General features: G+C 50.3%; 24 protein-coding genes and 1 pseudogene. 7 read left to right on the top strand and 18 right to left on the bottom strand.

The window, feature by feature from the left end:
• Positions 1–39: 39 nt before the first annotated feature.
• Complete coding sequence (locus CXF70_RS08270; RefSeq protein ID WP_101802241.1) at positions 40–423, bottom strand: DUF302 domain-containing protein; 384 nt, start codon at positions 421–423, stop codon at positions 40–42.
• A 519-nt stretch (positions 424–942) separates the two neighbouring features.
• Here CXF70_RS08270 and CXF70_RS18450 point away from each other — a divergent pair.
• The gene (locus CXF70_RS18450; protein ID WP_233208580.1) at positions 943–1,152 is read left to right on the top strand and encodes a thioredoxin family protein; all 210 of its coding nucleotides are present in this window, start codon (positions 943–945) and stop codon (positions 1,150–1,152) included.
• A 39-nt stretch (positions 1,153–1,191) separates the two neighbouring features.
• On the opposite strand, the pseudogene CXF70_RS08260 reads toward CXF70_RS18450, so the two are convergent.
• Positions 1,192–1,887 (bottom strand): annotated as a pseudogene (locus CXF70_RS08260) (aspartate/glutamate racemase family protein).
• 264 nt (positions 1,888–2,151) lie between these two features.
• Between CXF70_RS08260 and ytvA the strand changes: the two are divergent.
• Complete coding sequence (gene ytvA / locus CXF70_RS08255) at positions 2,152–2,946, top strand: YtvA family blue-light photoreceptor (RefSeq protein ID WP_101802240.1); 795 nt, start codon at positions 2,152–2,154, stop codon at positions 2,944–2,946.
• 62 nt (positions 2,947–3,008) lie between these two features.
• Here the strand turns inward: ytvA and CXF70_RS08250 are convergent, their stop codons facing one another.
• The 4 genes from CXF70_RS08250 to CXF70_RS08235 form a co-directional block, all read right to left on the bottom strand.
• Positions 3,009–3,734 carry a nucleotidyltransferase domain-containing protein gene (locus tag CXF70_RS08250; protein WP_101802239.1) on the bottom strand — a complete coding sequence of 242 codons (726 nt, stop codon included), beginning with the start codon at positions 3,732–3,734 and terminating at the stop codon, positions 3,009–3,011.
• A 29-nt stretch (positions 3,735–3,763) separates the two neighbouring features.
• Positions 3,764–4,357, bottom strand: a complete 594-nt coding sequence (locus CXF70_RS08245; protein ID WP_233208585.1) for a kinase — start codon at positions 4,355–4,357, stop codon at positions 3,764–3,766.
• 432 nt (positions 4,358–4,789) lie between these two features.
• Entirely contained in the window at positions 4,790–5,662 is an 873-nt protein-coding gene (locus CXF70_RS08240) for an anti-sigma factor (RefSeq protein WP_101802238.1), read from the bottom strand.
• Positions 5,655–6,221 carry an RNA polymerase sigma factor gene (locus tag CXF70_RS08235; protein WP_084243828.1) on the bottom strand — a complete coding sequence of 189 codons (567 nt, stop codon included), beginning with the start codon at positions 6,219–6,221 and terminating at the stop codon, positions 5,655–5,657. The genes CXF70_RS08240 and CXF70_RS08235 overlap by 8 nt, the downstream gene beginning before the upstream one ends.
• A gap of 430 nt (positions 6,222–6,651) precedes the next feature.
• Here CXF70_RS08235 and CXF70_RS08230 point away from each other — a divergent pair, with 430 nt between their 5' ends.
• The 3 genes from CXF70_RS08230 (at position 6,652) to CXF70_RS08220 (ending at position 10,408) form a co-directional block, all read left to right on the top strand.
• On the top strand, positions 6,652–7,983 hold the full coding sequence (locus CXF70_RS08230; protein ID WP_101802237.1) for a hypothetical protein: 1,332 nt from the start codon (positions 6,652–6,654) through the stop codon (positions 7,981–7,983).
• 24 nt (positions 7,984–8,007) lie between these two features.
• Positions 8,008–8,973 (top strand): class F sortase, encoded by a 966-nt coding sequence (locus tag CXF70_RS08225; protein WP_101802236.1) that lies wholly within the window; start codon positions 8,008–8,010, stop codon positions 8,971–8,973.
• A gap of 157 nt (positions 8,974–9,130) precedes the next feature.
• The gene (locus CXF70_RS08220) at positions 9,131–10,408 is read left to right on the top strand and encodes an ATP-grasp domain-containing protein (RefSeq protein WP_101802235.1); all 1,278 of its coding nucleotides are present in this window, start codon (positions 9,131–9,133) and stop codon (positions 10,406–10,408) included.
• A gap of 78 nt (positions 10,409–10,486) precedes the next feature.
• Here CXF70_RS08220 and CXF70_RS08215 read toward each other — a convergent pair whose 3' ends face one another.
• The gene (locus CXF70_RS08215) at positions 10,487–12,766 is read right to left on the bottom strand and encodes a putative bifunctional diguanylate cyclase/phosphodiesterase (RefSeq protein ID WP_233208579.1); all 2,280 of its coding nucleotides are present in this window, start codon (positions 12,764–12,766) and stop codon (positions 10,487–10,489) included.
• Between the two features lie 339 nt (positions 12,767–13,105).
• On the opposite strand from CXF70_RS08215, the gene CXF70_RS08210 reads away from it, so the two are divergent.
• A complete protein-coding gene (locus tag CXF70_RS08210) occupies positions 13,106–13,717 on the top strand; it encodes a hypothetical protein (RefSeq protein WP_101802234.1) in 612 nt (203 codons plus the stop codon).
• Between the two features lie 396 nt (positions 13,718–14,113).
• Here the strand turns inward: CXF70_RS08210 and CXF70_RS08205 are convergent, their stop codons facing one another.
• The 4 genes from CXF70_RS08205 to CXF70_RS08190 form a co-directional block, all read right to left on the bottom strand.
• Positions 14,114–14,536 (bottom strand): MaoC/PaaZ C-terminal domain-containing protein, encoded by a 423-nt coding sequence (locus CXF70_RS08205; protein WP_101802233.1) that lies wholly within the window; start codon positions 14,534–14,536, stop codon positions 14,114–14,116.
• The gene (locus CXF70_RS08200; RefSeq protein WP_101802232.1) at positions 14,533–14,982 is read right to left on the bottom strand and encodes a MaoC family dehydratase N-terminal domain-containing protein; all 450 of its coding nucleotides are present in this window, start codon (positions 14,980–14,982) and stop codon (positions 14,533–14,535) included. The genes CXF70_RS08205 and CXF70_RS08200 overlap by 4 nt, the downstream gene beginning before the upstream one ends.
• A 16-nt stretch (positions 14,983–14,998) precedes the next feature.
• On the bottom strand, positions 14,999–15,763 hold the full coding sequence (gene fabG, locus CXF70_RS08195) for a 3-oxoacyl-ACP reductase FabG (protein WP_101802231.1): 765 nt from the start codon (positions 15,761–15,763) through the stop codon (positions 14,999–15,001).
• 189 nt (positions 15,764–15,952) lie between these two features.
• Positions 15,953–16,318: a YolD-like family protein gene (locus CXF70_RS08190; protein ID WP_233208578.1), complete on the bottom strand. Its 366-nt coding sequence runs from the start codon at positions 16,316–16,318 to the stop codon at positions 15,953–15,955.
• A gap of 74 nt (positions 16,319–16,392) precedes the next feature.
• Between CXF70_RS08190 and CXF70_RS08185 the strand changes: the two genes are divergently transcribed.
• Entirely contained in the window at positions 16,393–16,707 is a 315-nt protein-coding gene (locus CXF70_RS08185; protein WP_101802230.1) for a hypothetical protein, read from the top strand.
• 23 nt (positions 16,708–16,730) lie between these two features.
• On the opposite strand, the gene CXF70_RS08180 is transcribed toward CXF70_RS08185, so the two are convergent.
• The 7 genes from CXF70_RS08180 to glpK (CXF70_RS08150) form a co-directional block, all read right to left on the bottom strand.
• Positions 16,731–17,111: a YhjD family protein gene (locus CXF70_RS08180; protein WP_101802229.1), complete on the bottom strand. Its 381-nt coding sequence runs from the start codon at positions 17,109–17,111 to the stop codon at positions 16,731–16,733.
• A 116-nt stretch (positions 17,112–17,227) separates the two neighbouring features.
• Positions 17,228–18,199: a LysM peptidoglycan-binding domain-containing protein gene (locus CXF70_RS08175; RefSeq protein WP_101802228.1), complete on the bottom strand. Its 972-nt coding sequence runs from the start codon at positions 18,197–18,199 to the stop codon at positions 17,228–17,230.
• A gap of 45 nt (positions 18,200–18,244) precedes the next feature.
• Positions 18,245–18,694, bottom strand: coding sequence for a DUF4357 domain-containing protein (locus tag CXF70_RS08170; protein ID WP_101802304.1), 450 nt, complete (start codon positions 18,692–18,694; stop codon positions 18,245–18,247).
• Positions 18,695–18,866: 172 nt separating this feature from the next.
• The gene (glpK, locus tag CXF70_RS08165; RefSeq protein WP_101802227.1) at positions 18,867–20,390 is read right to left on the bottom strand and encodes a glycerol kinase GlpK; all 1,524 of its coding nucleotides are present in this window, start codon (positions 20,388–20,390) and stop codon (positions 18,867–18,869) included.
• A gap of 13 nt (positions 20,391–20,403) precedes the next feature.
• Positions 20,404–21,279 (bottom strand): MIP/aquaporin family protein, encoded by an 876-nt coding sequence (locus CXF70_RS08160; protein ID WP_101802226.1) that lies wholly within the window; start codon positions 21,277–21,279, stop codon positions 20,404–20,406.
• A gap of 132 nt (positions 21,280–21,411) precedes the next feature.
• Positions 21,412–23,067: a glycerol-3-phosphate dehydrogenase/oxidase gene (locus CXF70_RS08155; protein WP_101802303.1), complete on the bottom strand. Its 1,656-nt coding sequence runs from the start codon at positions 23,065–23,067 to the stop codon at positions 21,412–21,414.
• Positions 23,068–23,229: 162 nt separating this feature from the next.
• On the bottom strand, positions 23,230–24,750 hold the full coding sequence (gene glpK / locus CXF70_RS08150; RefSeq protein WP_369916931.1) for a glycerol kinase GlpK: 1,521 nt from the start codon (positions 24,748–24,750) through the stop codon (positions 23,230–23,232).
• Positions 24,751–24,888: the final 138 nt, after the last annotated feature.

Here is a 24,888-nt window from a genome sequence, read left to right as displayed (position 1 = left end):
TTACCATAGGGGGTATATGGGCCGTTAAAAAAATTTATCTTAAACGGTCTTATCGATGCAGCCGATCAATCTTTTCTCAATATCCACCGCGATTTCTTTGATCGAATCATTTTCAACCATCTGAATCAGTGCGCTTGGCTTCGGCATGCCGATTTTCGTAGTGCCGCCCTCTTCGTAGACAACAATTTTACATGGAAGGAAATAGCCGACCATTAGATCTTCCGACAGAACGCGGTTCGCTTCCTGCGGGTTGCAGACTTCAAGTATCGTATAAGGTGTACTGAAATCAGTTCCTTTTTCCTGAAGCTTTGCCGTCAAATCGAAATTCCAAAGCACCCCGAATTTCTCGTCTTTCAAGTTCGCTTCCAGGTCCCGGACTGCTTCGTCCTTGCTCTTGCTTGTTTCTACTGTGTAATCAAACATGTGTATTGCTCCTCTCTTTTAAGTACTCATTCTTTTGGTAAATTTCCCTCATTGATGCATATAAAACATTTTTTATCGAATTAAGCCGTTAATACTGAGTAATAATAAGGAATAACAGAAACGCGATTCCTGCCAGGAACGCAAATTTTTGAGATGGTCACAAAGCCGTCCAAAGGTCTTTCATATGGGCTCCTTTCCTCATGCAAATTTGCTGTGATGCCTTCATTATTTTATACCCCTGCGGGTATATATACTAAAAGGATACCGCGATTGATTTTATTAGACAACTGATTCGACTTGGCTTCAAAATGGTGCGCTGTTGTTTGAAAAGGCTGCCGGCGAGGGAATGGAATAGGTAAAACCTGAATGGTGGAAAAGTCAGGAGTGAAAGTAATGAAGGAACTCATTTCAATGGAAGAAGTAACGTCGTTCAGCGAAAAGCCAGGATTGCAGTTTCTCTACGTTTTAACGACGAGTTGAAGCGTATGCCATGGTTTACTTCCTCAGGTCGAGGAAGCGATGAATGATTTTCCGCGTATTCAAACCAGCGTTGCCAATGCGGAGGAAATCCCCGAGATTGCCGGTCATTTCTCCATTTTCACAGTGCCGGTCCTTATTTTATTCGCGGACGGAAAAGAGATGCTGCGAGAGGCAAGGTTTGTCCATGTAGAAGAGTTTAAAATGAAAGTCAGTAAAATATATGAAGGCTTCTATTCTTCAGACCAATGAAAACGGCGGGCGATTTTTCCGTAATCGCCCGCCGTTTTATCAGTTATTATCCAATGCCTGATCAACGGCTGCAGCCGCGTGGATTTCGGTTGTGTCGAAAACCGGCACCTCCGCGTCTTGCGGCTTGATCAATTAACCGATTTCCGTGCAGCCGAGGATGATCCCTTCTGCGCCATCAGCCACCAGTTCGCGGATGGCCTGCTGGAAAGTCTCCTTGGAGCTTTGCCGTAAGTCACCTGCAACCAGTTCTTCAAAAATGATGCGGTTAATCTCACCGCGCTGCTGGGCTGGCGGCACCAACACGTCGATGCCATGTGATTCGATGCGCGAGCGGTAGAAATCCTGTTCCATCGTATAGCTGGTGCCGAGCAAACCGACTTTCACCAAATTCTGTCTGCGGATTTCCGCAGCGGTTGCGTCAGCGATGTGAAGCACCGGAATTGAAATCTTTTCTTCAATCTGTCCGACAACTTTATGCATCGTATTTGTGCAAATGACGATAAATTCCGCACCTGCCTGTTCCAGTTTTTTCGCTGTGTCCGCCAGCTGTTCACCCGCTTTCTGCCACTCACCCGCTGATTGCAGCTGTTCAATCTCGTCAAAATCGACGCTGTACAGCAGACATTCTGCCGAATGCAAGCCGCCTAGCCGCGCATTCACTTTCTTATTGATCATCCGGTAGTATTCGAGCGACGATTCCCAGCTCATGCCGCCGATTAAGCCAATTGTTTTCATGAAATTGCCTCCTTCATTTCTTTTATTTCAATTCGATGAAATCTTGACTGTTGTTTTCTAACTTTTCGTGAATAAAGCCCCATATTTCTGGACAAGGTGAAGACACTATCGGTAAACTGAAAACTGAGAAATACACACGACCGCGATTAACCAATATTAACGGAGGCTTCAATTTATCTGATTCTCCGGTCATGCCATGCTTTTGAATGGGAGCAGCCGCGACTGGCTGCTCCACTGACTACCTAACAGACTGGAGAAATCACGATGAAACATTTAAGCCCCGATACCCAATCCGCCCTTTTTGAGGCAATGCTTGATGGAAGCCAGGTTGCGACCACCGTAACAGATCCGCAGCAGCCGGATAATCCCATCATTTATACAAATCAAACTTTTGAAAAACTGACCGGTTACAGCCGCGAGGAAGCTATGGGCAGAAACTGCCGTTTCCTGCAAGGGGAAGACACCAGCCAAAGAGCCGTTCAACAACTGAGGGACGCTATTGCGAATAAAGAAAAGACGACTGTCACCCTCCGCAATTTCAAGAAAGACGGCACTCCGTTCTGGAACCGGTTGAATATCGAACCGATGACAGTCAATGACCATCTCTATTTCATCGGTACACAGACGGACGTTTCCACCGAAGAACGCCAGCGTCTGCTGCTCATCGAGAAAGAAGATGAGATCAACCGCCTGATGCTGCCGATCCTGTCCATCCATAATAACCTGGGTGCAGTGACACTCGTCGGCAAGATGAATGAAGAACGGTTCTCCGCGCTGACGGAAAAACTGAGTGAGTATGTACAGAAAAATGCTGTCCAGCACATCATCATCGACATTTCCGGTGTCATCTGGGAAGGCGATTCCTTCATCCACCGCCTCTTGATGATCCAGGATGTGCTCCGTTTGATGGGCGGCAAATTATATGTGACTGGCATCAACGCGAAAACAGCTATTGAAATTTCCGGTTTCCAGATGCACCGCCAGTCCCTGATGACATTCTCCACTGTCCAACAGGCCATCGAATTTTCAAGCGGCATCAGCCTGGACTCCCCCGATTGACAAATCGCTTTATAAGAAGACATTCACCCTCCAGTAACTCAGTTTCTGGAGGGTTTTTCTGTTCATCCTTTTTCTTTCCCCATCGAGAACCCTTCAAACAAACGTCCTCCATGCGGCTGCAAAACCGTGTCAGCGAGTTCGATGACGCTTTCTTTATTGCCATGACGGTAATAATGGTCGAATGCCTCTACAAAATGTTCGGCGAACTGCCCATCGTACTGCTTCAAAGAGCGAACGATCCATTTGGATGCGCCAATCCAACGGCCATGCGTCCGCAGCTCGAACTCAGCGATGCCTTCAGCCAAAGCACCTGCGATGAAGATGCCTTCCGCACGGTCGGTGCAGCCGATAAAGTCGTCCAGCGTGTCGGTCAGGAAATAGCGCTTGGTGCGGATGGCGGCATCCGTCCATTCTTCCGGTCCATTCTCCAATAAGTTTTGCGCTTCCACTTTGATGGCGTCGATCACACCCGTATCCCGGAGCACAAGGCCTTCAGATACCATGCGCGGCATCGACGGCCGGGCCCGCTCAGCATCATCCCGGAAAAACACCTGATACGATGTCAGGTTATGGACGAACACTTCGACTGGCCAGCCGGACGCCATCAATGACTCCCGGTAGGAAGACGGGACTTTGCTGTCGAACACGACAATGTCCAAATCTGATGTGGCGGTCGCTTCCCCGCGAACCGCGCTGCCGGCCAGCAACGCGCCGTCGCAATCCGGAAAATTTTGGTCTATGAACTTTCGCGCCGCTTCGAGCGGCGCTGTTTTATCGGTTGTTTCCATGTATCTCTTCTCCTTTTATGTATCTGCCGCTAATTCCGGACAATGAAATCCGCGTGGCTTTGTGGGTTTTGTGACTTCAGATAATAATCTTCGGCTTTCCAGTAGCGGTTTTGGAATTTTTCAATATTCCGCTTGGCTTCTGCGGATTCGCGGTAGAAACGCTGTTCCTGCGCACTGTCGACATAGACGACGTAATCACAGAGTCCGCGCCACTCGCTCCGCTGTAGAAAAACGCCTTCGATGATGATAATGCCGGTTTCAGGAAGCGCAACTTTCCGGCTCTCCCGGCGATCCATTTGCGGATCGTAAAATGGCAGCGCCAGTTCTTCGGCGGTTTTCAGTTGCCCGAAAAAATGCTCGCGCAGCCATTCCGTTTCCCATTGCAGCTGGTAGTATTCATACCATTCCGCTTTGCCCGTGCCGTAGCGCCGTTCCCTTTCAACAATCAGATCATCAAGATGAAAACTGATCACCGGTATATTTTCTTTTTCGTAATTCGCCAGCAGCTTCGCCGTAAGCGTCGTCTTCCCCGACCGGCTCAGTCCATCGATGCCCACCACCAGCCGGATGCCGCCGCTGATTGCCGGCAGGCGCTCCGTAATTTGAGTAATCAGCTCTTCCATTTCCATCTTTCCTTTCAGCCTCTCCTTTACTGTTTCGATTGTCGCGCTGCGATTTCCTTCAAAGATCCGGATTGATGCGAATAAATTCTGGGATGAGTAAAGGAGTGTTTTTGCCGCGTTTTTTCTCATTTTAGTTGATTTCTTTACAGAAAGACTTGCTGTTTGGGGAGTTTGGGTTTTATTTTGTTGATATTTGCTCGATTTGGAGTAGCCATCGAGGCTTTGAAAAATTATATCGGCGTTCAGGAAATTATATCGGCGTTCAAAAATTTATATCGGCGCTCAGGAGATTAAATCGGCGTTCAAAAAATTATATCAGCGCTCAGACAATTATATCGGCGTTCAGCCAATCCGGCGGCAAAATTGCCGACTCGCCATTCAAAAAACCATCAAAAAAACCGGCTGCACTCGGCAGCCGGCTTGCTTTCAAATCTATATCCCCGCGCTCAGCACTACTTCGCCCTGCGGCAATTCGTTGCCGGCTTGCGGTTCCAAGGTGATCGCGATGGTATCCCATTCTTCGGTGTTATTGTCGATATTGAAATACGTTGCGCCTTCGCCGTTCGCGTTGGTCGTGAATGCGCCGGCTGGAATCGGGTTGTCGCCTTCGATGAGCCAGACCTGGTAGACCTGGTCGCCTTCAAGCGCGGCAAGCTGCTCTGCTGTCACAACCAGATTGAGCGCCCCGTTTTCTTCTTCAATAACGGCGGCAGTTGCGTCACCGCCAAAGCCTTCGCTCGGCTGCAAGTCAACTGACTGGAAGGCCGTCTCCGGCGGAGTTGGTGCCGGTTCCGGCGCCGCCTGCTCAGGTTCTTCCTGCAATTGCATATATGCAAACACGTTGCCAAGCAATGAAACCAGCAGCACTGCCGCAATCAGCGGCGTCACCCAATTCCGTTTGCGGCCACGGCCGGTCATCGGCACCACATTCGTCCGTTCATCATTGCGCGGCTTTCGATCTGACGTTTCAGACTCAGCGTGTGAAGCACTCGATGCCCGGTTGCCGACGGCAGCTCCTGCCGCGGCGGACGATGCTGATGAAGCACTCGACGCCGAATGTGAACTCCGGTTTTCCGGTGCGCCTTCACTTTCACTTTCTTCTGCGAAAACATTCGACAGGATCCGTGATTTCATTCCCGCAGGTGGTTCTGCAGGGTCTGAAAGATAAGGGAGCTGCCCGGTTGCGTCCGCGATTTCCCGGCATTCGTCGCATGTCTTCAGGTGTTCTTCGAATTGGCGGTTTTCTTCGGCGGATAATGTGCCGTTCAGGTAGTCGACCAATTGATCACAATGTTCGTTATTCATCGATAGCCCCCCTTTCCTGCATCCCGTGCAGTGTTTTCTTTAGCTTGCTGAGTGCCAGTCGGATCCTGCTCTTGACGGTTCCGAGCGGTATCCCGCATAATTCGGCGATTTTTTCGTGTGTATGGCCTTTAAAGTAAAACAACTGGATCATCTCCTGCTGTTCAGCTGATAACTGCGAAACCGCAGCCTGGATATGTTCTTTTTCTTCCTGCCATTCAGCCGTCTGCTCGACACTGGATTCGCCGCTCGGCATTTCAGCGACTTCATCCAGCGGCACAGTCGCCTTCTTCCGTTTCCGGATCAGGTCGATCGCGGAATTCTGCGCCATCCGGAACAGCCAGGAAGTGAACTTCCCTTTGCTGTCGTCGTATTCGCCGACGCCCCGCCAGATTTTGATGAACACTTCCTGCAGGGCTTCCTCCGCCAAGTCGCGGTCCTGGGTCATTTTTAAGAGAAACGAGAATAGGATCTTTTCGTACCGGTCGTACAAATATTCCAGCGCATCTTTGTCTTTCTCACGGATGCGCGAGTAAAGCAGCGTATCGGAACTTTTCTCCATGGATGTTCTCCTTTGTATTCGTGTGTCATAGTACTAGCTTACTATACCCTGCCAGATTGGAGATAGTCTCGGCCGGTATTATTTTTTGTAAGCTTATCTATCTAACGTGCAAAAGGCCGATTTAGATCAGTTTTGCAATAAATAATGTGTCGCTTCCTTATTATGAAAGAATTGATAAACGATATTTCGCAAAACAGCTCGCTTGTCGCAGGCTCGCTTCCAAGCCTCCTCGTCCGCATTCGCTCCCTGCGGGGTCTCGGCAGTCTCGCTGATCTGCAGACGTCTTCGCTATTTTGCTACATATCTTAGATAGTTTTTAGTACACAGCATCTTCGTTCAAAAAATCTTTGTATTTTTATAAAAAAACTGATCTAAATCCCAACTCTCTCCGTTATACCTGTATGAAACAAAAAACAAAGGAGTGTTGAGGATGAAATACGGAAAAATTTTAGCACCTATTTTAGGGGCAGCTTTATTGGTGCCAAGCATGGGCATGACAGTAAGCGCAGATGAAATGGCACCAACAGAAACGAGCGGTGTCGAGCTGCGGGCCACATTGGATTCATTGTTATCCGAGCATTACGCACTGGCAGTCGATTCGATGATGAAAATCTATGACGGCGACGAAGCCGCTGAAGCAGCAATGGCCGCACTTGACGCCAATGCAGCAGATATGGAGCCGGTGATCGCTTCTGTATACGGTGAAGAAGGCGGAGCCGCTTTCACTGAGATTTTTGAAACACATAATACCGGCACTGATGAATATGCCATGGCCGTGAAAGCAGGCGACGAAGCCGCACAGGAAGAAGCATTGGCTGAGATCCAGTCTTTCGTCGATGAAATGGGCGCATTCCTCGGAACTGCCACTGAAGGCAATCTTCCGGAAGACGGCGCGACTGAAGCACTTCGCGCACATGAAGATTTCGTGCAAAATACCTTTGACCTTTATGCAGACGGTGATTACGAAGCAGCTTACACATCTTATCTTGAAGGCTTCAAACAGATTTTCGGAGCCGGCGGTGCCATCAGTGGCGCAATCGCTGCACAGTTCCCGGATAAATTCACTGACCCGAATACACCAGCCGGCGACTTCCGTTCAACGGTCAGCCGTATTGCAGCAGAGCATTTCGCTTTGGCGCAGCTTAGCATGACAAAAGGCTATAACAATGCGGCAGATTTTGATTTTGCCGATTGGGCACAAGATCAGAACACAGAAGAATTCAGTGCAGCCATCGCTTCATTTTACGGTGAAGACGCAGCCACTCAATTCGCGACTCTTTGGAACAACGAACACATTTCGGTACAAAGTGATTTAGCTGCTGCACAAGCCGGCGGCAATGAAGAAGAAATTCAGCAGGCGCAAACAGCGTTGATTGAAACATTTGCATCAGAATTGGCTGCATTCCTGAGCACTGCAACAGAAGAACGTTTGCCGCAGGAAGAATTGACAGCTAATATTGCAGCACATGAGCAATCGGTAATTGATACTTTCACTCAATATGCGACCGGCGATTTCGAATCATCTTATAATACGTACCGTGAAGGCTACACAATTGTATTTGCAATCGGTAAAGGCTTAAGCGGCGCGATCGTTGACCAGTTCCCTGAAAAATTCGAAACAGCTGTTCCTGACAAAATGCCTGCTACCGGCCTTGGCGGTTCAGCAAACCAGTCAAACACGATGATGATCTGGGTTGCAATGAGCACGCTGATCCTATTGGCAGCTGGAACAATGACGTTTCGTCAAAGAAAGCAGCAATAACCAAACTGGAAAGGAGCATGGGCGATGAGACAATTTTGGACAATGGCAACAGCGGTCATCCTCTGCGGGGTGCTATTCGTTATCTTGAAACCCCTTGCGGATGAACCGACATTTGAAGAAGACATCGCTCAGCTCGACCTTCCGGAAGTGACCGAAGAAGCGCCGGCTGAGCTGCTGGCTTCGGGTGAAGACATCGATAAAATCGCGGAATTCCCGATTAAACCGGCACAGCGCGAAAAGCTGCAGGAATTGCAGAAACAGCGTCAGCAAAGCATCCAGGGCATGGTTCCTGCAAGAGTGGCCATTCCTTCCATCGGTGTGGACGCGGCTATCGAAGCGACCGGCATTCTGGAGAACGGTGAAATGGGTGTACCGGAAGACATTAACCAGGTCGGCTGGTTCGAACCCGGCTTTAAAGTCGGCGCCAAAGGCCATGCGGTCCTCGCGGGACATGTCGACAGCTATACCGGACCAGCGATTTTCTATCATCTGAAGAAAGTGGAAGCAGGCGAAAAAGTAATCGTAACGGATAAAGACGGCCGTGAAATGGTCTATGAAATCCAAGAAAAAACAAGCTATGTGACAGACGAAGCGCCGATCGAGGAAATCTTCGGCCCTTCCGACAGCCGGATGATCAATTTGATCACCTGCACCGGTACTTTTAACCGGGATACAGGTTCCCATGAAGAACGCCTCGTTGTCACGGCAAAATTGATATCAGACTCGAGCGTCCAGGATAAACAGCCTGAAGCGCCGATGAATGTCACGGCAACATCATTCAATGTTTCCTGGCATGCGGTTCGCGATGACGCGATCATCGGCTACCGCGTATACGAAGAAGATATCGAGACGGGTGAAATGACGAAGGTCGCCACTGTATCGCTGTTCGACCGCAAGAAAGTGGAAATTACAGCAGATGATGCAAAACGCTATTATGTGTCTTCTGTGGATGTCGATCTGAATGAGTCGGAGAAAACACCGGCCGAATAATGAAGCAAGGGCAGTTGGAGAAACCTTCCATTGCCCTTTTTTCTAATTTATCTAATTATTCAGAAAACCATTGACAATAAAGCCGCTGATTGCTAGTTTCAATATAACAGGCTTCACGTTAGCTGGATGTGCACGAATTCAAAGGGGGAATCAGTTTATGGAAGCTCAGCAAAAAAAGATCCTGCTGCTTAGCGGCATCGCCCACATGGTCGATGTCGTCAAAACAGCCCAGAACATGGGATACTACGTCATCGTCACCGACCGCGACGCCGGATCTCCGGCCAAAAAAGCCGCTGATAAAAGCTATGAAGTCAGCACGGCCGATATCGACAGGCTCTTGGAAATCGCACAGGCCGAAAAGATCGATGGCGTCTTCAACGGTTTTGACGACGTCAATACATGGAACGCGCTGGCTCTTTGCGAGCGTCTCGGCATCCCTTATTACGCCACCTATGAACAGCTGGAAATCTGCTCCAATAAAGACCGCTTTAAAAATCATTGCCGAAATTTTGATGTGCCCGTTGTCGAAGAATACAATCTGGACAACGGGCTCACAGAAGAATTGATCGGCAGCCTGCAATTCCCCGTCATCGTCAAACCGGTCGACAGCTATGCCAGCCAGGGCATTACCGTGTGCTACGGACCGGAAGACGTAAAAGCAGGTTATGCCAAAGCACTGGAGTATTCGAAATCCGAAACAGCAATCATCGAGCCGTTCATCGATACCCCATACGGTTTAATGATGTACTATACCGCCTATCAGGGTGATATCGTCTTGTCAGCCGTGACGGACCGCCATGTCCATAAGCATTTTGCCGAACATCCGCCACTGCCGATCGCCGTCATGTTCCCTTCCCGCCACCGCGAACAATATCTCGCGGAAGTCGATCCGCAGGTGCGTGCCATGCTGCGCGGCATGGGCATCCAAAACGGTGTGCTCCTGATTCAGGCACTATACGATAATGGCCGCTTCTATCTTTATGAAATGGGCTTCCGCATCAGCGGTTCACAGCATTACAATATCATCGAAAAGCAGACCGGCATCAACCTGCTCGAAATGATGCTGGATCTTTCCGTCGGCAAGGACATCAGCAAATACGATACCCGCCATTTCGACGACAGCTATATCCCGCATCCTTCCTGCAACCTGCCGATCTTGATGCACAGCGGGACCATCGCGGACATCCGCGGCATGGAAGAGATTCTGGCCATGCCGGAAATCCTGACCGCTGTCGTCAACCGAAAAGCGGGCGACACGGTTGCGCCTTCAGGTTCCTATGCACAGATGTTCGGCCGATTCACCATCGTCGCCGACTCTGCCACCGAACTGAACCGGGCCATCGATGCCATCTATGACACACTCGAAATCCGCTCAACTGAAGGTGAGGATATGCTGCTGGTCCGTTTTCATCCGGAAGAAATCATCAAAGCCTGAAGGGTTTTAAATCGCTCAACCAATAAAGACCTTCCCCATTCATCAAAATGCGGGAAGGTCTTTATTGATATCAGTCATTCAGCGGACAATGCCATGTTCGAGTTCTTCCGCCAGCATTCCGGGAATTTGCATCAGTCCCTCGAAATCTTCCGGCGCGACCGGCTTCGAAAACAGGTAACCCTGGCCGATCGTGCAGCCGTGTTCGATGAGGACGTTCATCTGGTTTTCGGATTCGATCCCTTCCGCGACCAGTGTCATGTCCAGGTTGAGGCCAAGATCGATGATGGCTTTTACCATCGGATTCAACTCGTCAATGTCCAGTTCATCCACGAATGATTTGTCGATTTTCAAGGTATCGATCGGCAATTTCTGCAGGACATGCAAAGACGAATAGCCGGTCCCGAAATCGTCAATGGATATTTTAATGCCCATCTGCTGCAGGCTTACAAGAATCTTTTTGCTTTCCTTGATGTTCTGCATGATGCTCTCGGTGATTTCCAGCTCCAGATAGCGGGTATCAAGCCCCGTTTTACCCAAAATCCGCTCGACCGTTTCAAGGAATTTGCCATGCTTGAACTGCAGCACTGATACGTTGACCGAAATGTTCAGGGGCGGATAACCCGCGTCCTGCCATTGCTTGTTCTGGCGGCAGGCTTCTTCGAGCACCCATTCCCCGATGGCAACAATCTGCCCGGTTTCTTCAGCCACCGGTATGAATTCAACCGGCGATACCCAGCCAAGGTCCGGATGCTGCCAGCGAAGCAAGGCTTCCATACCGATGATTTTCCGTGTGCCGAGCACGACTTTCGGCTGGTAATAAAGGATAAATTGATCTCTTTGGATGGCTTTCTTCAAAGCATTTTCAATCGTCATTTTGCGTGATTTCTCCTGGCTCAGCTCTGCATTGAAAAAACTGTAGCCATTCTTGCCTTTTTCTTTCGACACATACATTGCCGCGTCCGCATTTTTCATCAAATCTTCCGGCGTATAGCCATGCTCCGGATATTTGCTGATGCCGATGCTCGGCGTGATGTTGATCTGATATTCATCCACATCGAGTGATTCATTGAAATTTTCCAGGAGTTTATTGGCGACAGCTTCACATTTTTCATCGGTTGCATCCAGAACGACAATGATGAACTCGTCTCCTCCGAGGCGGTACAGCAGCATATCGGGGTCCAGCGCCGCCTGCAGCCGTTCAGCCGTTTTGACGAGCACCAAATCCCCGATGTGGTGGCCCATCGTATCGTTCACCACTTTGAACTGGTCTAGGTCAATCAGCAGCAGCGCCATCTGTTTGGTCGGATAATCCGCAAGGAAATGCTCGATTTCCTCATTGAAACTGCTTCGGTTGCGTAAATCCGTCAGCTGATCATGATATGCCAGATACCTGTATTGCTCCACCAACTGGCGATTTCTCAACAGCACCTGCAGCTGGCGGCCGAGCACCATAATGAAGATGATCAGCAAACCGCTGCTGAGCCCGTTGAAGTCAAACTGATAACTATGCATGACCAGCATCAGCAGAATCAGGATGCTTACATACGGAAAAGCGGTTCCTTTATCATTCGCTGTACTTTTCAGCTTCCATAATTCATTTCTCTTATCGGATTTGGAGTAATAGCCCGAAAAGCCGAACAGCAGCACTGACAGCAGCCAGAGCATGTCTACCAGATGCCCCGGCTGGTAACTTTCTTTGTAGGATACATAGACATAAAGAAAATCAGCAGCAATCTGAATAAAAAATCCAATCAGCAAAAACAGCAGCACTTCCTGTTGTTTATTCTTCCGGATCAGATAGTATAGAATGCTGACCACCAATAAGATGGTGATGTCCGCTACCGGATAAATGATGGCGGTCATCGTGATCAGCCAGGATTCTCCGGACAATTCCAGCACCGGCTTGATGAGGTAATGAAAGCTGATCGAAGCGACGGTGATGATGAAAACCGCGATATTAAACAGATAGGAGTTTTCGCTGAACTCATTGCTCAATTCGCGGGTTTTGAAAATCAGTGCCACGAGGAAAATCAGATAGGAACTGAGCCACACGACAGAAGAAAGAATCGTGGAATTCTCCGTCCCTTGGCTAAACTGGACGATCAGCCAGATCCAGTTGCCGGCTGTGTACAGAATCAGTGCCAGCTGCAACAGCAGCCAAAAAGATTTATGTTTTGTATCGGCACTGCGGTAAGCCTGGTACAGCCAGATGGAACTGAGTGTCCCGGCGAGAATTTGCAGCACATTGGTCCCCGTCGTCACCAGCCACGGGTCTCCCTGGAATGTCAGTGTCCAGCTATAGAATAAGGCGATTGCCAATGAAAGTATTGTAATGGGAAAAAGCATCTGCTTTAACAAGGTTGTTCCCCCTAGGTGTCAGAAATTGAATGGACTGCAGACTCCGCTTAGCCAAATATGATTTCACCTGCGGAAGTGAAATTACAGCAATAACTTAGTAAAAACAGTATAACCGTTATTATGACAAAAACATAGAACTTTTATCACATTTACAATATAAGGAATTAAAGTCTAAGGACCTACTCATTTCGAGAAACGAAGAATCGGAATACCCTTCGCTACGCCCGTAACATTACGTCCTTATCCTCCTTTATCGGCAAATCTCCGTAAAAATTGACTTCTTTTTTCGACATTGCTACGGTCAATATAAGCTTTTAGCGCAAAAAACGAGGTGAAGAAATGATTTTCTTACTCATCTGGCTGCTGCTGATCGGTTACGCTGTCTACATAGCTCCCGGCACAGGCGCCAATAACCCGATTTTCCCTGAACTGTTCAACGGCAATATCGGTGACATCGACCCGCTCGTCTTTGCCGTATTCAATTCGCTCGGCATTTTCCCCATGGTCTTTCTGACGATTCTTTTGCTCAACGACAAACAGCGCTGGCCTGCATGGCCGTTCGCCCTGCTGTCATTCGGCATCGGCGCCTTTGCGCTGCTCCCGTATTATGCATTCGGCATCCGCCCGTCCGACAAGAAACTGCACACGCCGCGCTGGCTCGTCCGCTTCCTCCGCTCCCGCTTCTGGCTCATCGCCCTCATCATCATGTGGGTTGGCAATTGGCTGACGCTCCTGCAGGGATTCTCATTCGCCGCTTATGTCGATTATTTCTTCGCCTCGAGTCTCGTGTCGGTCATGACCGTCGACTGGTTCGTGCTGTACGGCCTGTCCATCTACACCGTCCACCGCTTTTATCCGGACGCCCGCTTCAAAGGATTGGCCTGGGTGCCGATCATCGGGCCGGTGCTGGTGCTATTGATGAACAGAAATCTGACTGGCAATAAAAACTAGCGTTTTGAAATGGTTTTTTCTATACAAAAAGAGCGCACAGGATTTCTGTGCGCTCTTTTTCGCTTTTCGCCCGCGAAAAGCATGCATTTTGGCTTTTGACCTTTGATTTTAGAATGATATGGAGTGAAATTCTTCCTTTCACCGGTGTCTTGTGCTGTTTTTCCGTTCTCGAATTCGGGATGCCGGCGTATATCAACGTTCAGCGAAATATATCAACGTTCAGGAGATTATATCAACGTTCAAAAAATTATATCGACGCTCAGGAAATTATATCAACGCTCAGAAAAATATATCAACGTTCACCTTAATCAGGGCCCTCACCCATTTTCTCCAAAACTAAAAGAGCACACAATTTCTGTGCGCTCCTTTTCGTGCGAGTCCCCTTTTATCGTTTCTTCATTTATCCGTAAAACTTTGAATCGCCAGCGAAAAAGCCACTTGGCCACTCAGCACCCGTTTCCCGTCCTGATTGGCAGCCGCAACTTCAAAAATCAGCCTGCCGCTTTCCTTCTCTTTCAGCTCCGCCTGCAGCGAAATGACATCACTCAGAAACACCATGCCTTTAAAGCGGATCGAATAAGTCTCAATAAAACCTTCATCCAAATAAGGGGTGAACAGTTTCGCCAGATTCCCCATCGTCCACATGCCGTGCGCGATGATGCCCGGAAGTCCGGCGCGCTCCGCTTCCTCGTCAATCGTATGTATGGGATTGAAATCGCCGGAAGCTCCGGCATACTTAATAAGATCCAGCCGCGAGACGGGCTCCAGCCCAATTACAGGCAGCGTTTCCCCTACTTCTATCTGACCGATCCGGCTCATTTCCGCATCTCCTTCCGCGCAGCTTCATTGATGATGATCACACGTTCTTCCGAAAAGAGCAGCTCCCCCTCTTTGTCTTCCCCGTAAAGAACGACAATAAGAAAACCCATCTTCCCGAAACTGCCGGTCCGCTCGTAATAATCCTTCACTTCGATCCAGCAATAGACTTCTTCCCCTATAAACAGCGGACGCGTATAGGCATACTTCTGCTCGCCGTGGATCAGCCCTTTCGAAGGCAAGTCGAGTCCCGGAATCGACCCGCTGTCGAAAGTCACCGGGAACGTCGTCGGCGCAATGTTCCTGCCATAGACAGACTGCTTTCCCGCTTCTTCATCTGTGAACAGCGGCGAAGTGTCCCCTATCGCTTCCGCAAACTTTTTGACCGCACCGCGTTCAATCACATTTTTCGTTTTCTCTGACCGTCTGCCAATCATCTCTTTCAGCATCCGCGCATCCCCTTTCTCAGTCCTTCGGTCCGCCCGCGACATACAACACTTGTCCGGATACAAATGAAGAACGTTCATCCGCGAAAAATGCTACGGCGTTCGCGATGTCTTCCGGCTTGCCACTTCTGCCGACAGGAATCATCGCCACGTTCGCTTCGACAAAGCCGTCAAACGGCACACCCATACGCTCCGCCGTCGCTTTTGTCATATCCGTTTCAATGAAGCCCGGCGCCACCGCATTGGCCGTTACCCCGAACTTGCCGAGTTCAATCGCCAGCGTCTTCGTGAAGCCCTGCAGCCCCGCTTTGGCTGTCGCGTAATTCGCCTGCCCGCGGTTGCCAAGTGCCGAAGTGGACGAAATATTGATGATTCTGCCGTATTTCTGATCGATCATGTATTTCTGCGCTGCACGTGTCGCATAAAACGCGCCTTTCAAATGCACGTCCATGACCGTCAGCCAGTCTTCATCCGTCATCTTAAACAGCATATTATCCCGGATGACGCCTGCATTATTCACAAGGATGTCGATGGAGCCGAAATGCTCATTCACTTCCGCCACCGCACCTTCCACCTGCTCTTTCTCCGTGACACTCGCCACTTTCGCATAAACGGAATAGCCTTTTGCCTCCAGCTCCTCTTTCGCCGCGGCCAGCGCTTCTTCGTTGATATCAATGATCGCGACATTCGCCCCTTCTTCCGCAAAGCGTTCGGCGATCTGCCTGCCGATCCCTCTGCTCCCTCCTGTCACCAATGCTGTGCGCCCTTCAAAATTCTTCGTCATGCCCATTCCCCTCTCTGTGTAAATAAAAGCATTCATTATCTGTTTAATTTTTCTGACAATTAATTACTTTTTCAATATACAGGAAGCGTTTGGGCCAGTCAATTGAGCACCCAGTCCGGCGCTCAATCAAAAAAGAACTGCCTGGCAGGCAGCCTCCAAATTACACAGCTATCCAATTTGCCTTCCCGCTCAATCGATCAGCGTAACCCCCACAATCTCTTCCAGACTCAGCCGCTCCATCCCGAACGGACTCTCATAAACCAGTTCCCGGTGCGCCACATCGATGCGCTCGATGACGCCGCGATGCTTGAACAGCTGCTTTTCCCGCCAGGTTTCAATCAGCACTTCGCATTTCCGCTTTAACGCGATGTCCAGCTCTTCCTGAATCAGCTGCAGATCGAATTCATCGAGCTCCGGCCGCTTCACTTCCTCATCTTCCTTATACCATTCGCGCAGCATCTGGATATGCTCCGGCAGCATCAGCCCCTGCCATTTGATATTCCCCCGGTCCTTGATATCGCCTTGCATCTTGAATTGATTGTTCATCTTCTTCATCAGAACCACCCCTTTCTAAAAATAAGAACATTTGTTCTTATTCTATACCACGTAAAAGAGGGCGGCAATCCTTTATGGCAAATAAAAACCGGAAACAACTGCCTCAGCCGTTACTCACAACAATTGGTCAATCAATATGCAAAGAAAGGATTGGCAAGTTCTTCCTCTTTGGCTATACTATTCAAAATACCTTATTGAACGGAGACACTATGAACCATTTTAAGCGTAAGACAAAAGATAAAAACAAAAGCAGCAAAGACAATGTGTTTCTTGATTGCTTTGCTGAATTCAGCTTTACGCTGGTATTCGAACTGTTGATAAGCATCGTATGGAATATCATCTTATTCATTCCCAGAGTCCTTATTCGAGCGTTGAGCAATATATTTTAACAAGACAAAAACCCTTTTCCTGATTACGGAAGAGGGTTTTCCACTGGCCCAGTCAACGACAAGTACATACCGATTAATTCTTCGGTTCGATTGCGTAATTGAAAATGCATATACTTGCGGTGGTCTTCGTAGCCATTGTAGTAAAACACATACTCTGTAAACAGATCGTCTTTCTTGCCCTTAAGTATTCGATACTGCTGTCTTTTCATATAAATTCTGGTGGTTCTCAAATCGTTTTCAGCGCATTTTATCGCTTGGTCAACCATCTGCAGGTAAGGACGTTTTAATTTAAAGGGCATCGTGTCAATCATCTCCCTGTCTTTATGCAAAATGGTGAGAACAAAAGGCAGGTAAATCATATTCTCGAAATGAACGATAAGGTCCTTCGACATTAAAGGAGTCATGTAAACCCTCCTAACATAAGAACGTTTGTTCTCATATTATACTATATATATACAAATGGCAATCCTTTCCGCCAAATAAAAAAGCCCCTCAGCTGAAAATGAGCGGCTTTCCATCCTTATCTCATAAAAATCTTGGCACCAGTCGACGGCGCGACATAAATATTCCGATGGCCTCTGCCCGTTTCAATCGTCGCAATATGCGCTTGCGGATAGCCCAGTATCTCATATTCCAGTCCTCCAAACTTCGCCGGCGTCAAACTCCAGTCGCTGTTCTTCGCAACTGGCGCCACGTCCAGCTGGTAGGTCTTCCACGTCTTTGCTGTTTTCGGCAAGTAAACAAATTCCTTCATGGCGAGTTGCCGCTCCGGCACCGGTTTCTCTTTTAAAGCGGCTCCTTTCGCTTCACCCAGTTTAATGACCTGGCCAATCTGCAGGGTCCTGCTGTCGACACCCGGATTCGCCGCCTCCAGATCCGCCACCCGGATGCCATCCATATTATTCGCGATGTTCCAGAACGTATCGCCTTCCTGGATGGTATACGTCGCCGGCACCGGCTTGACCAGCGCCTGCTGGTTCAGGAATGTGAAAGCCCCTTTATAGTCGAACACGCAGCACGCTTTCCAGCTGTAGCCCGGCATTTCGTGATGCGATTTATCTTCGCGGCCGACGCCGTCCGCTACCAGCGCCGCCTGCAATTCATCGATCGTCTCTTTGACGAAATCGCGCATCCGTTCATTGCGGTAATCGCCTGCCACACAAATGCCGAGCGAATAATCGTTGGCGTTGCCGGCGTGGTACGTGCGCCGGTCAAAATCATGCGCCCAGACAATGCGCGCCCGTTTGCCGCGCGGCGTCTTCAGCACGTTTTTCGGCTCGATGATGATCGCATACGCAACTCCTGGCCAGCCGTTCGCTTCTACATGATAACTTGCAAAACTTTCGGCGTCGGACCCTGGCAAATGCGACAGCGTCAGCGAATGATGCCAGACGCGGGTGGTGATCTTCTTGCTCCGCGCGCCGTAATGCTGTTTCTTCGGCAAACGGCTGCGCATATCTACAACATTCGGCAATGCTAAAAAGTTTTTCATGACTACCCCCCTGTTTTAGTTTGATCTTGTAATGCACTGCGCGTTTTATTTCTTCCCTTTCCAGCCATGCGGCCCTTTGCACCAGCCGCCAATCACTGTGCCCATAGCAATCACCGGATTCTCGAACGTGTAATCTTCCAGTAAAAACAGCTGGTTATGCAGCGGAATCAGCAAGCCTTCCAAAACCAGCTTTTCACGCAGCTTCACGTAATTCTTCGGGCATTTCGCCGAAGTCGATGCGGCGAACTTCGACCCTTTCCGCACCACAAACTGCTCGCCGGCGAAATAGCCGCTGGCATCCGCTCCCCGTCTTGAAGAGATCATCAGAATCTCCGGCAGCACTTCCACTTCTTCCCCTTCCGCCATCAGCAGAAGCCCCGCCTCGAACGGATCCAACGACGTTTCTTCCAGCGTCGCTCCATCCACTTCGTAAAACTGGTAAAGCTCGCCGTAATCAGGATGCGTGATCCGTTTTACAAACTGTGTTTTCGTCATTTTTTCATCTCCTTTTTTAGGCAGGATTCCCAGCAAAGGGGCCTATACTCCCTATATAGCGAATCAGGCCATAACAGGATACTTTTCTCCGAATAAAAAAAAGACCGAATCACATCCGCAGAATAAAATCTGCAGATGGACTCGGTCCGTTGAATTCTATAGGCGCCGCTTATTAAGCGATCGGCGCTTTTCGTGCTGTTTTCTGTTTGAACGTTCTGGTCGATTCGACCGCTTGCTGCCAGCCGGCGTAGAGCTCTTCGCTCTGTTCGGCAGGCATTTCACGGTTATAGGTTTTTTCAACTTGCCATTGCTTGGCGATTTCTTCTTTGTCCTGCCAGAAACCGACGGCGAGTCCAGCGAGATAAGCCGCACCCAATGCTGTCGTTTCCTGGATGACCGGACGTTCCACCGGCACATCCAGGATGTCGCTCTGGAATTGCATCAGAAAATCATTCGACACGGCTCCGCCGTCCACGCGCAAAGTTTTGAGCTCGATCCCCGCATCTTTGATCATGACATCCACGACATCTTTTGTCTGGTAAGCGAGGGATTCAAGCGTCGCCCGGACAAAATGCGCTTTCGTCGTGCCGCGCGTCAAACCGAAAACCGCTCCGCGCGCATCGGTATCCCAATACGGCGTGCCGAGTCCGACGAATGCCGGCACCATATAGACGCCGTCCGTCGATTCGACCGACGTGGCGAGCCCTTCGCTTTCCGGTGCCGTTTTTAAGATTTCCAGACCGTCCCGCAGCCACTGGATCGCGGAGCCCGCGACAAAGATGCTGCCTTCGAGTGCATATTCGACTTTGCCGTCGACGCCCCAAGCCAGGGTCGTCAGCAAGCCGTGATCGGAAACGACGCCTTCTTCGCCCGTATTCATGAGCATGAAGCATCCCGTACCGTAAGTGTTTTTCGCCATGCCTTTATCAAAGCAGGCCTGGCCGAACAATGCCGCCTGCTGGTCACCCGCGATGCCCGCAATCGGCACGTTGTGGCCGAAGAAATGATAGTCGACGGTTTCCGCGTAGACTTCAGACGACTGGCGCACTTCCGGCAGCATGCTTTTCGGCACCGTCAGAATCTCCAGCAATTCGTCGTCCCATTCCAAATCGTAAATATTGTACATCAGCGTACGCGACGCGTTGCTGTAATCCGTGATATGCGTTTTGCCGCCTGACAATTTATAGACGAGCCACGAGTCGATCGTCCCGAACATCAAATCGCCGTTGTCCGCTTTTTCGCGAGCGCCTTCCACGTTGTCGAGAATCCATTTGACTTTCGTGCCGGAGAAATAAGCATCAATCAACAAGCCCGTTTTCTTGCGGAACAATTCCTCGTGCCCCTGCTCTTTCATATCCTTGCAGATTTCACTGGTTTGGCGCGACTGCCAGACAATCGCTTTATAGATCGGCTTGCCGGTGTTGCGGTCCCAGACGACCGCCGTTTCGCGCTGGTTCGTGATGCCGATTCCGGCGATCTGGCTTGGTTCCACATCCGATTTGCGCAAGACGCCCGCCATACAAGCGAGGACAGATGTCCAGATTTCATTGGCGTCATGCTCCACCCAGCCCGGCTTAGGAAAGAATTGTTCAAATTCCTGCTGGGCCGTTTCGACGATTTCCCCTTTATGGTTAAACAGCACCGCCCGTGAACTCGTGGTCCCCTGGTCGATTGACAAAATATAATCTTTGCTCATTGTGAATTCCTCCTCAAATGGATTTTTCTGCAACGCGATTGTTCTGTCTTCTTTTGTCATCTGTTAACGTGTCTTCGATTTCATTGGCTGCGGTATGGCCTTTTTTCAGTTCAGCACTGGCTGCGCCGAATAAAATCACGGCCATCACTGCGCTGAGCACCCAGAACAGCACATTGTAATCGCCCGTGAACACGGCGCTGTAGAACACCGCGCCGTAAATACCGCCGAACACCGGACCGGCTACCGGAACCCAGGCATAGCCCCAGTCGGAACCGCCTTTCCCTGGAATCGGCAGCAGCGCGTGTGCGATGCGCGGCCCGAGGTCCCGTGCCGGGTTGATGGCGTAGCCGGTGGTACCGCCGATCGACATCCCGATCGCGATGATTAACGCGCCGACGATCAAGGGGTTCAAGCCTTCCGTAAATTCGTTCGCGCCGATGAACAACAAGCCCATCACGAGAACGGCCGTACCGATGATTTCACTCACCAAATTCGAAAACGGGCTTCTGATGGCCGGAGCTGTGGCAAAAACAGCCAACTTCGCGTCTTTGTCTTCTGTCCGGCTCCAATGCGGCAGGTAATTCAAAAAGACGATGGCAGCCCCGATGATGGCGCCGATGATCTGCGCCGCAATATAGACCGGCACTTTTGTCCACGGAAGTTCGCCGATGGCCGCAAAGCCCAAAGTCACAGCCGGATTTAGATGCGCCCCTGAAAAATTGCCGACCGCGTAAACGCCCATGGTGACCGCCAGCCCCCAGGCAATCGTGACGACAATCCAGCCGCCGTTTTCCGCTTTCGAATCTTTCAATACCACTCCTGCCACGACACCGCCGCCGAAAATAATCAGGATCATGGTGCCGATCAATTCTGCCAAAAATTCTGACATTCCAAAACACTCCTTTTCAGTTTAAAGCAAACACACTGGAACACAAAAAAATCCGCAATCAATGAGGTTTCTCCTCTCTGACAGAAGGACTCATTGATGTGCGAATCTCAGGTTTCCAGCACTGCCGCCCGTTTATCCGACTGGATGCGTCGCTTCGTGCAGCAGCACATCCAATTCTGTTGTATAGCTTTGCGTTTGTTGCGCTGTCCAGCCGAAGCTTTCCGCCATATGCGCGATGGCCGCTTCTTTGAATTTATAGACAAACTGGATATCGAACAGCAAAGCACCTGTCCGGCGGACGAAAAAGTCGACCGGTTTATACGCCGCTTCGTATTCCATCGCGTAACGCAGCATCGCAAACACCAATGGATCCAAGCTTGCCTGTGCCGCTTCCTGCTGTCTGCCAGAGAATATCCCCAGCACCTGGTCGACATTGGCGCCGTAACGGCTTGTCAGCATCTCCGCTGTCTTCTGGTTTAAGCCCATGGACAGCGCCTGCTGCTCACGGTCCAGACGGAACGTTTTGAACCCTTCCGAGCCGCCGACTTCACCGCCGGAAATCGGCAGATGCTTCGTCGAAACTTTCTGGAACCGCAGTCCCTGCTCTTTTGCTAATTGCTCAGTCACCAAGTCGACGATGCTTTCGCCCATTTTGCGGTAGCCGGTCAGCTTGCCGCCTGCAATGGAGATCAAGCCGGAATCCGAGATGAAAATTTCGTCTTTGCGCGAAATCTCCGAAGGATCTTTGCCTTCTTCGTGGATCAGCGGACGCAGCCCTGCCCAGCTCGATTCGATATCGTCTTCGCTAATGGCCACTTCCGGGAACATGAAATCGATGGCGCGCAGCACATAATCACGGTCTTCCCGTGTCATCGTCGGGTGGGCGATGTCGGCTTTATAGACGGTATCGGTCGTCCCCACATACACCTTGCCTTCACGCGGAATGGCGAATGCCATCCGGCCGTCCGGCATATCAAAATAGATGGCTTGTTTCAGCGGGAAACGGCTGCCGTCGAAAATCAGGTGGATGCCTTTTGTCAGCTGCAGCGTTTTGCCTTTTTTCGAATGGTCTTTTTCACGCAAAGTGTCGACCCATGGGCCCGCTGCGTTGACGATCCGTTTCGCGAAAATCTCGTGGACTTCGCCGTTCGTCTGGTCTTCCAGGCGGATGCCGATCACTTTGCCGCCGTCATAGATGAAATCGATGACTTTCGCGTAGTTCAGCGCAAGGGCCCCTTTTTCAACCGCTTTTTTCATCACTTCAATGGTCAGGCGCGCATCGTCCGTCTTGTATTCCACATAATAGCCGCCGCCTTTTAAGCCTTCTTTCTTCAATAAAGGCTCACATTTCAATGTTTCTTTGCGGCTCAGCATCTTTCTGCGCTCTTCCCGTTTGACGCCCGCCAAAAAGTCATAGACGCGCAAACCGACGTTGGTGCTCAAAGGACCGAACGTACCGCCTTTGTAAAACGGCAGCAGCATCCATTCCGGCGTCGTCACGTGAGGTCCGTTTTCATACACGATCTCGCGTTCCTTGCCGACTTCAGCCACCATCTTCACTTCAAACTGCTTCAGGTAACGCAGGCCGCCGTGCACGAGTTTCGTTGAACGGCTGCTGGTGCCCGCCGCGAAATCCTGCATCTCCACCACTGCCGTCTTGACGCCTCTGACACTTGCGTCCAAGGCGATGCCGGCGCCCGTAATCCCTCCGCCGATGACCAATAAATCGAGTGGCGCGTTTTTCATGGCATCAATTGTTTCGCTGCGTTTCAAACTGGAAAATTTCATCAAAAATCTCTCCTCTTTATTAAAATGAATTTGCATGGTTTGCGCTGCACCTGCAATCTCCATAAAAAAAGAGAGACCACGGCACAGCTGCAGAATTTCTTCTGCTGAACTGGCTTGGTCTCTCATTATCTCCGGCCTGTGATATTAACTTGTAAGGTTGTGTTACTTTACCGGTTTGAATGTGCGCGTTGACGCCACAGCATTTTGCCAACCGGTATAAAGTTTCTCGCATTGTTCTTCCGCCATCGTGCGGTTGAACGTCTTCTCGACTTGCCATTGCTTGGCGATTTCTTCTTTGTCTTTCCAGAATCCGACCGCTAACCCTGCCAAATAGGCAGCGCCGAGTGCTGTCGTTTCCTGGATGACCGGGCGTTCGACCGGCACATTCAGAATATCGCTCTGGAACTGGATCAACAGATCGTTGCCGACGGCTCCGCCGTCCACTCGCAATGTTTTGAGTTCAATCCCTGCATCTTCTATCATAACATCTACGACGTCTTTTGTCTGATATGCGAGCGATTCGAGCGTCGCCCGGACAAAATGCGCTTTCGTCGTGCCGCGCGTCAAACCGAAAATCGCCCCGCGCGCATCGGTATCCCAATAAGGCGTCCCGAGCCCGACGAACGCCGGCACCATATAGACGCCGTCCGTCGAATCGACCGATGCTGCCAGCGCTTCGCTTTCCGGTGCGCGGTCGATCAGCTCCAATCCGTCACGCAGCCATTGGATAGCGGAACCGGCGACAAAAATACTGCCTTCCAGCGCGTATTCCACTTTGCCGTCGACGCCCCAGGCCAATGTCGTCAGCAAGCCGTGATCCGACTGGACCCCTTGCTCCCCGGTATTCATCAGCATGAAGCATCCCGTACCGTAAGTGTTTTTCGCCATGCCTTTGTCAAAGCACGCCTGGCCGAATAAAGCGGCCTGCTGGTCACCGGCGATGCCGGCGATCGGCACGTTGTAGCCGAAGAAATGATAGTCGATGGTTTCCGCGTACACTTCAGACGATTGGCACACTTCCGGCAGCATGCTTTTCGGCACTGTCAGGATGTCGAGCAGTTCATCGTCCCATTCCAGATCGTAGATATTGTACATCAGTGTGCGGGAAGCATTGCTGTAATCGGTGACATGCGCTTTGCCGCCTGATAATTTATAGACGAGCCACGAATCGATCGTGCCGAACATCAAATCGCCGTTGTCCGCCTTTTCGCGTGCGCCCGGCACGTTGTCCAGGATCCATTTCACTTTGGTCCCTGAGAAATAAGCATCGATCAACAGCCCCGTCTTGTTGCGGAACAGCTCTTCGTGGCCCTGCTCTTTTAAGTCCTTGCAGATATCATCCGTCTGGCGCGACTGCCAGACAATCGCTTTGTAGATCGGCTTTGCCGTGTGGCGGTCCCAGACCACCGCCGTCTCGCGCTGGTTCGTGATGCCGATTCCGGCGATCTGGTCGGGCGTGATTTCCGACTTGCGGAGCACATCCGCGATACACGCCAATACGGACGTCCAGATTTCATTGGCGTCATGTTCCACCCAACCCGGTTTCGGGAAGAATTGCTGAAATTCCTGCTGGCCCGTTTCAACGATTTCCCCTTTATGATTAAACAGTACGGCCCGTGAGCTTGTCGTACCCTGGTCGATCGATAAGATATAGTCTTTCTTCAAGTCGCTCTCCTCCAACATCTATGAAACCGCGGTTTCGTCTAATCGCCCTGCATTGCGGCGGCTTCTTCCCAGTTCTGCGCCGGCCGTCCAGAAACCTGAAAAACAGAAAAAACCCGCACCGAACGGACAAATCCCAATGAGGATTTGTCCGTACCA

The organism is Planomicrobium sp. MB-3u-38 (assembly GCF_002836425.1).
Taxonomy (GTDB): domain Bacteria; phylum Bacillota; class Bacilli; order Bacillales_A; family Planococcaceae; genus Planococcus; species Planococcus okeanokoites.
This window is presented reverse-complemented; position numbering and strand designations above follow the sequence as displayed.

What these genes read in the sequence shown, in the direction of transcription:
- CXF70_RS08270 (WP_101802241.1), bottom strand. Translation starts at nt 423, where the DNA reads ATGTTTGATTACACAGTAGAAACAAGCAAGAGCAAGGACGAAGCAGTC.
- CXF70_RS18450 (WP_233208580.1), top strand. Translation starts at nt 943, where the DNA reads ATGAATGATTTTCCGCGTATTCAAACCAGCGTTGCCAATGCGGAGGAA.
- ytvA (WP_101802240.1), top strand. Translation starts at nt 2,152, where the DNA reads ATGAAACATTTAAGCCCCGATACCCAATCCGCCCTTTTTGAGGCAATG.
- CXF70_RS08250 (WP_101802239.1), bottom strand. Translation starts at nt 3,734, where the DNA reads ATGGAAACAACCGATAAAACAGCGCCGCTCGAAGCGGCGCGAAAGTTC.
- CXF70_RS08245 (WP_233208585.1), bottom strand. Translation starts at nt 4,357, where the DNA reads ATGGAAGAGCTGATTACTCAAATTACGGAGCGCCTGCCGGCAATCAGC.
- CXF70_RS08240 (WP_101802238.1), bottom strand. Translation starts at nt 5,662, where the DNA reads ATGAATAACGAACATTGTGATCAATTGGTCGACTACCTGAACGGCACA.
- CXF70_RS08235 (WP_084243828.1), bottom strand. Translation starts at nt 6,221, where the DNA reads ATGGAGAAAAGTTCCGATACGCTGCTTTACTCGCGCATCCGTGAGAAA.
- CXF70_RS08230 (WP_101802237.1), top strand. Translation starts at nt 6,652, where the DNA reads ATGAAATACGGAAAAATTTTAGCACCTATTTTAGGGGCAGCTTTATTG.
- CXF70_RS08225 (WP_101802236.1), top strand. Translation starts at nt 8,008, where the DNA reads ATGAGACAATTTTGGACAATGGCAACAGCGGTCATCCTCTGCGGGGTG.
- CXF70_RS08220 (WP_101802235.1), top strand. Translation starts at nt 9,131, where the DNA reads ATGGAAGCTCAGCAAAAAAAGATCCTGCTGCTTAGCGGCATCGCCCAC.
- CXF70_RS08210 (WP_101802234.1), top strand. Translation starts at nt 13,106, where the DNA reads ATGATTTTCTTACTCATCTGGCTGCTGCTGATCGGTTACGCTGTCTAC.
- CXF70_RS08205 (WP_101802233.1), bottom strand. Translation starts at nt 14,536, where the DNA reads ATGAGCCGGATCGGTCAGATAGAAGTAGGGGAAACGCTGCCTGTAATT.
- CXF70_RS08200 (WP_101802232.1), bottom strand. Translation starts at nt 14,982, where the DNA reads ATGCTGAAAGAGATGATTGGCAGACGGTCAGAGAAAACGAAAAATGTG.
- fabG (WP_101802231.1), bottom strand. Translation starts at nt 15,763, where the DNA reads ATGACGAAGAATTTTGAAGGGCGCACAGCATTGGTGACAGGAGGGAGC.
- CXF70_RS08190 (WP_233208578.1), bottom strand. Translation starts at nt 16,318, where the DNA reads ATGAAGAAGATGAACAATCAATTCAAGATGCAAGGCGATATCAAGGAC.
- CXF70_RS08185 (WP_101802230.1), top strand. Translation starts at nt 16,393, where the DNA reads ATGGCAAATAAAAACCGGAAACAACTGCCTCAGCCGTTACTCACAACA.
- CXF70_RS08180 (WP_101802229.1), bottom strand. Translation starts at nt 17,111, where the DNA reads ATGACTCCTTTAATGTCGAAGGACCTTATCGTTCATTTCGAGAATATG.
- CXF70_RS08175 (WP_101802228.1), bottom strand. Translation starts at nt 18,199, where the DNA reads ATGAAAAACTTTTTAGCATTGCCGAATGTTGTAGATATGCGCAGCCGT.
- CXF70_RS08170 (WP_101802304.1), bottom strand. Translation starts at nt 18,694, where the DNA reads ATGACGAAAACACAGTTTGTAAAACGGATCACGCATCCTGATTACGGC.
- glpK (WP_101802227.1), bottom strand. Translation starts at nt 20,390, where the DNA reads ATGAGCAAAGATTATATTTTGTCAATCGACCAGGGGACCACGAGTTCA.
- CXF70_RS08160 (WP_101802226.1), bottom strand. Translation starts at nt 21,279, where the DNA reads ATGTCAGAATTTTTGGCAGAATTGATCGGCACCATGATCCTGATTATT.
- CXF70_RS08155 (WP_101802303.1), bottom strand. Translation starts at nt 23,067, where the DNA reads ATGAAATTTTCCAGTTTGAAACGCAGCGAAACAATTGATGCCATGAAA.
- glpK (WP_369916931.1), bottom strand. Translation starts at nt 24,750, where the DNA reads ATGTTGGAGGAGAGCGACTTGAAGAAAGACTATATCTTATCGATCGAC.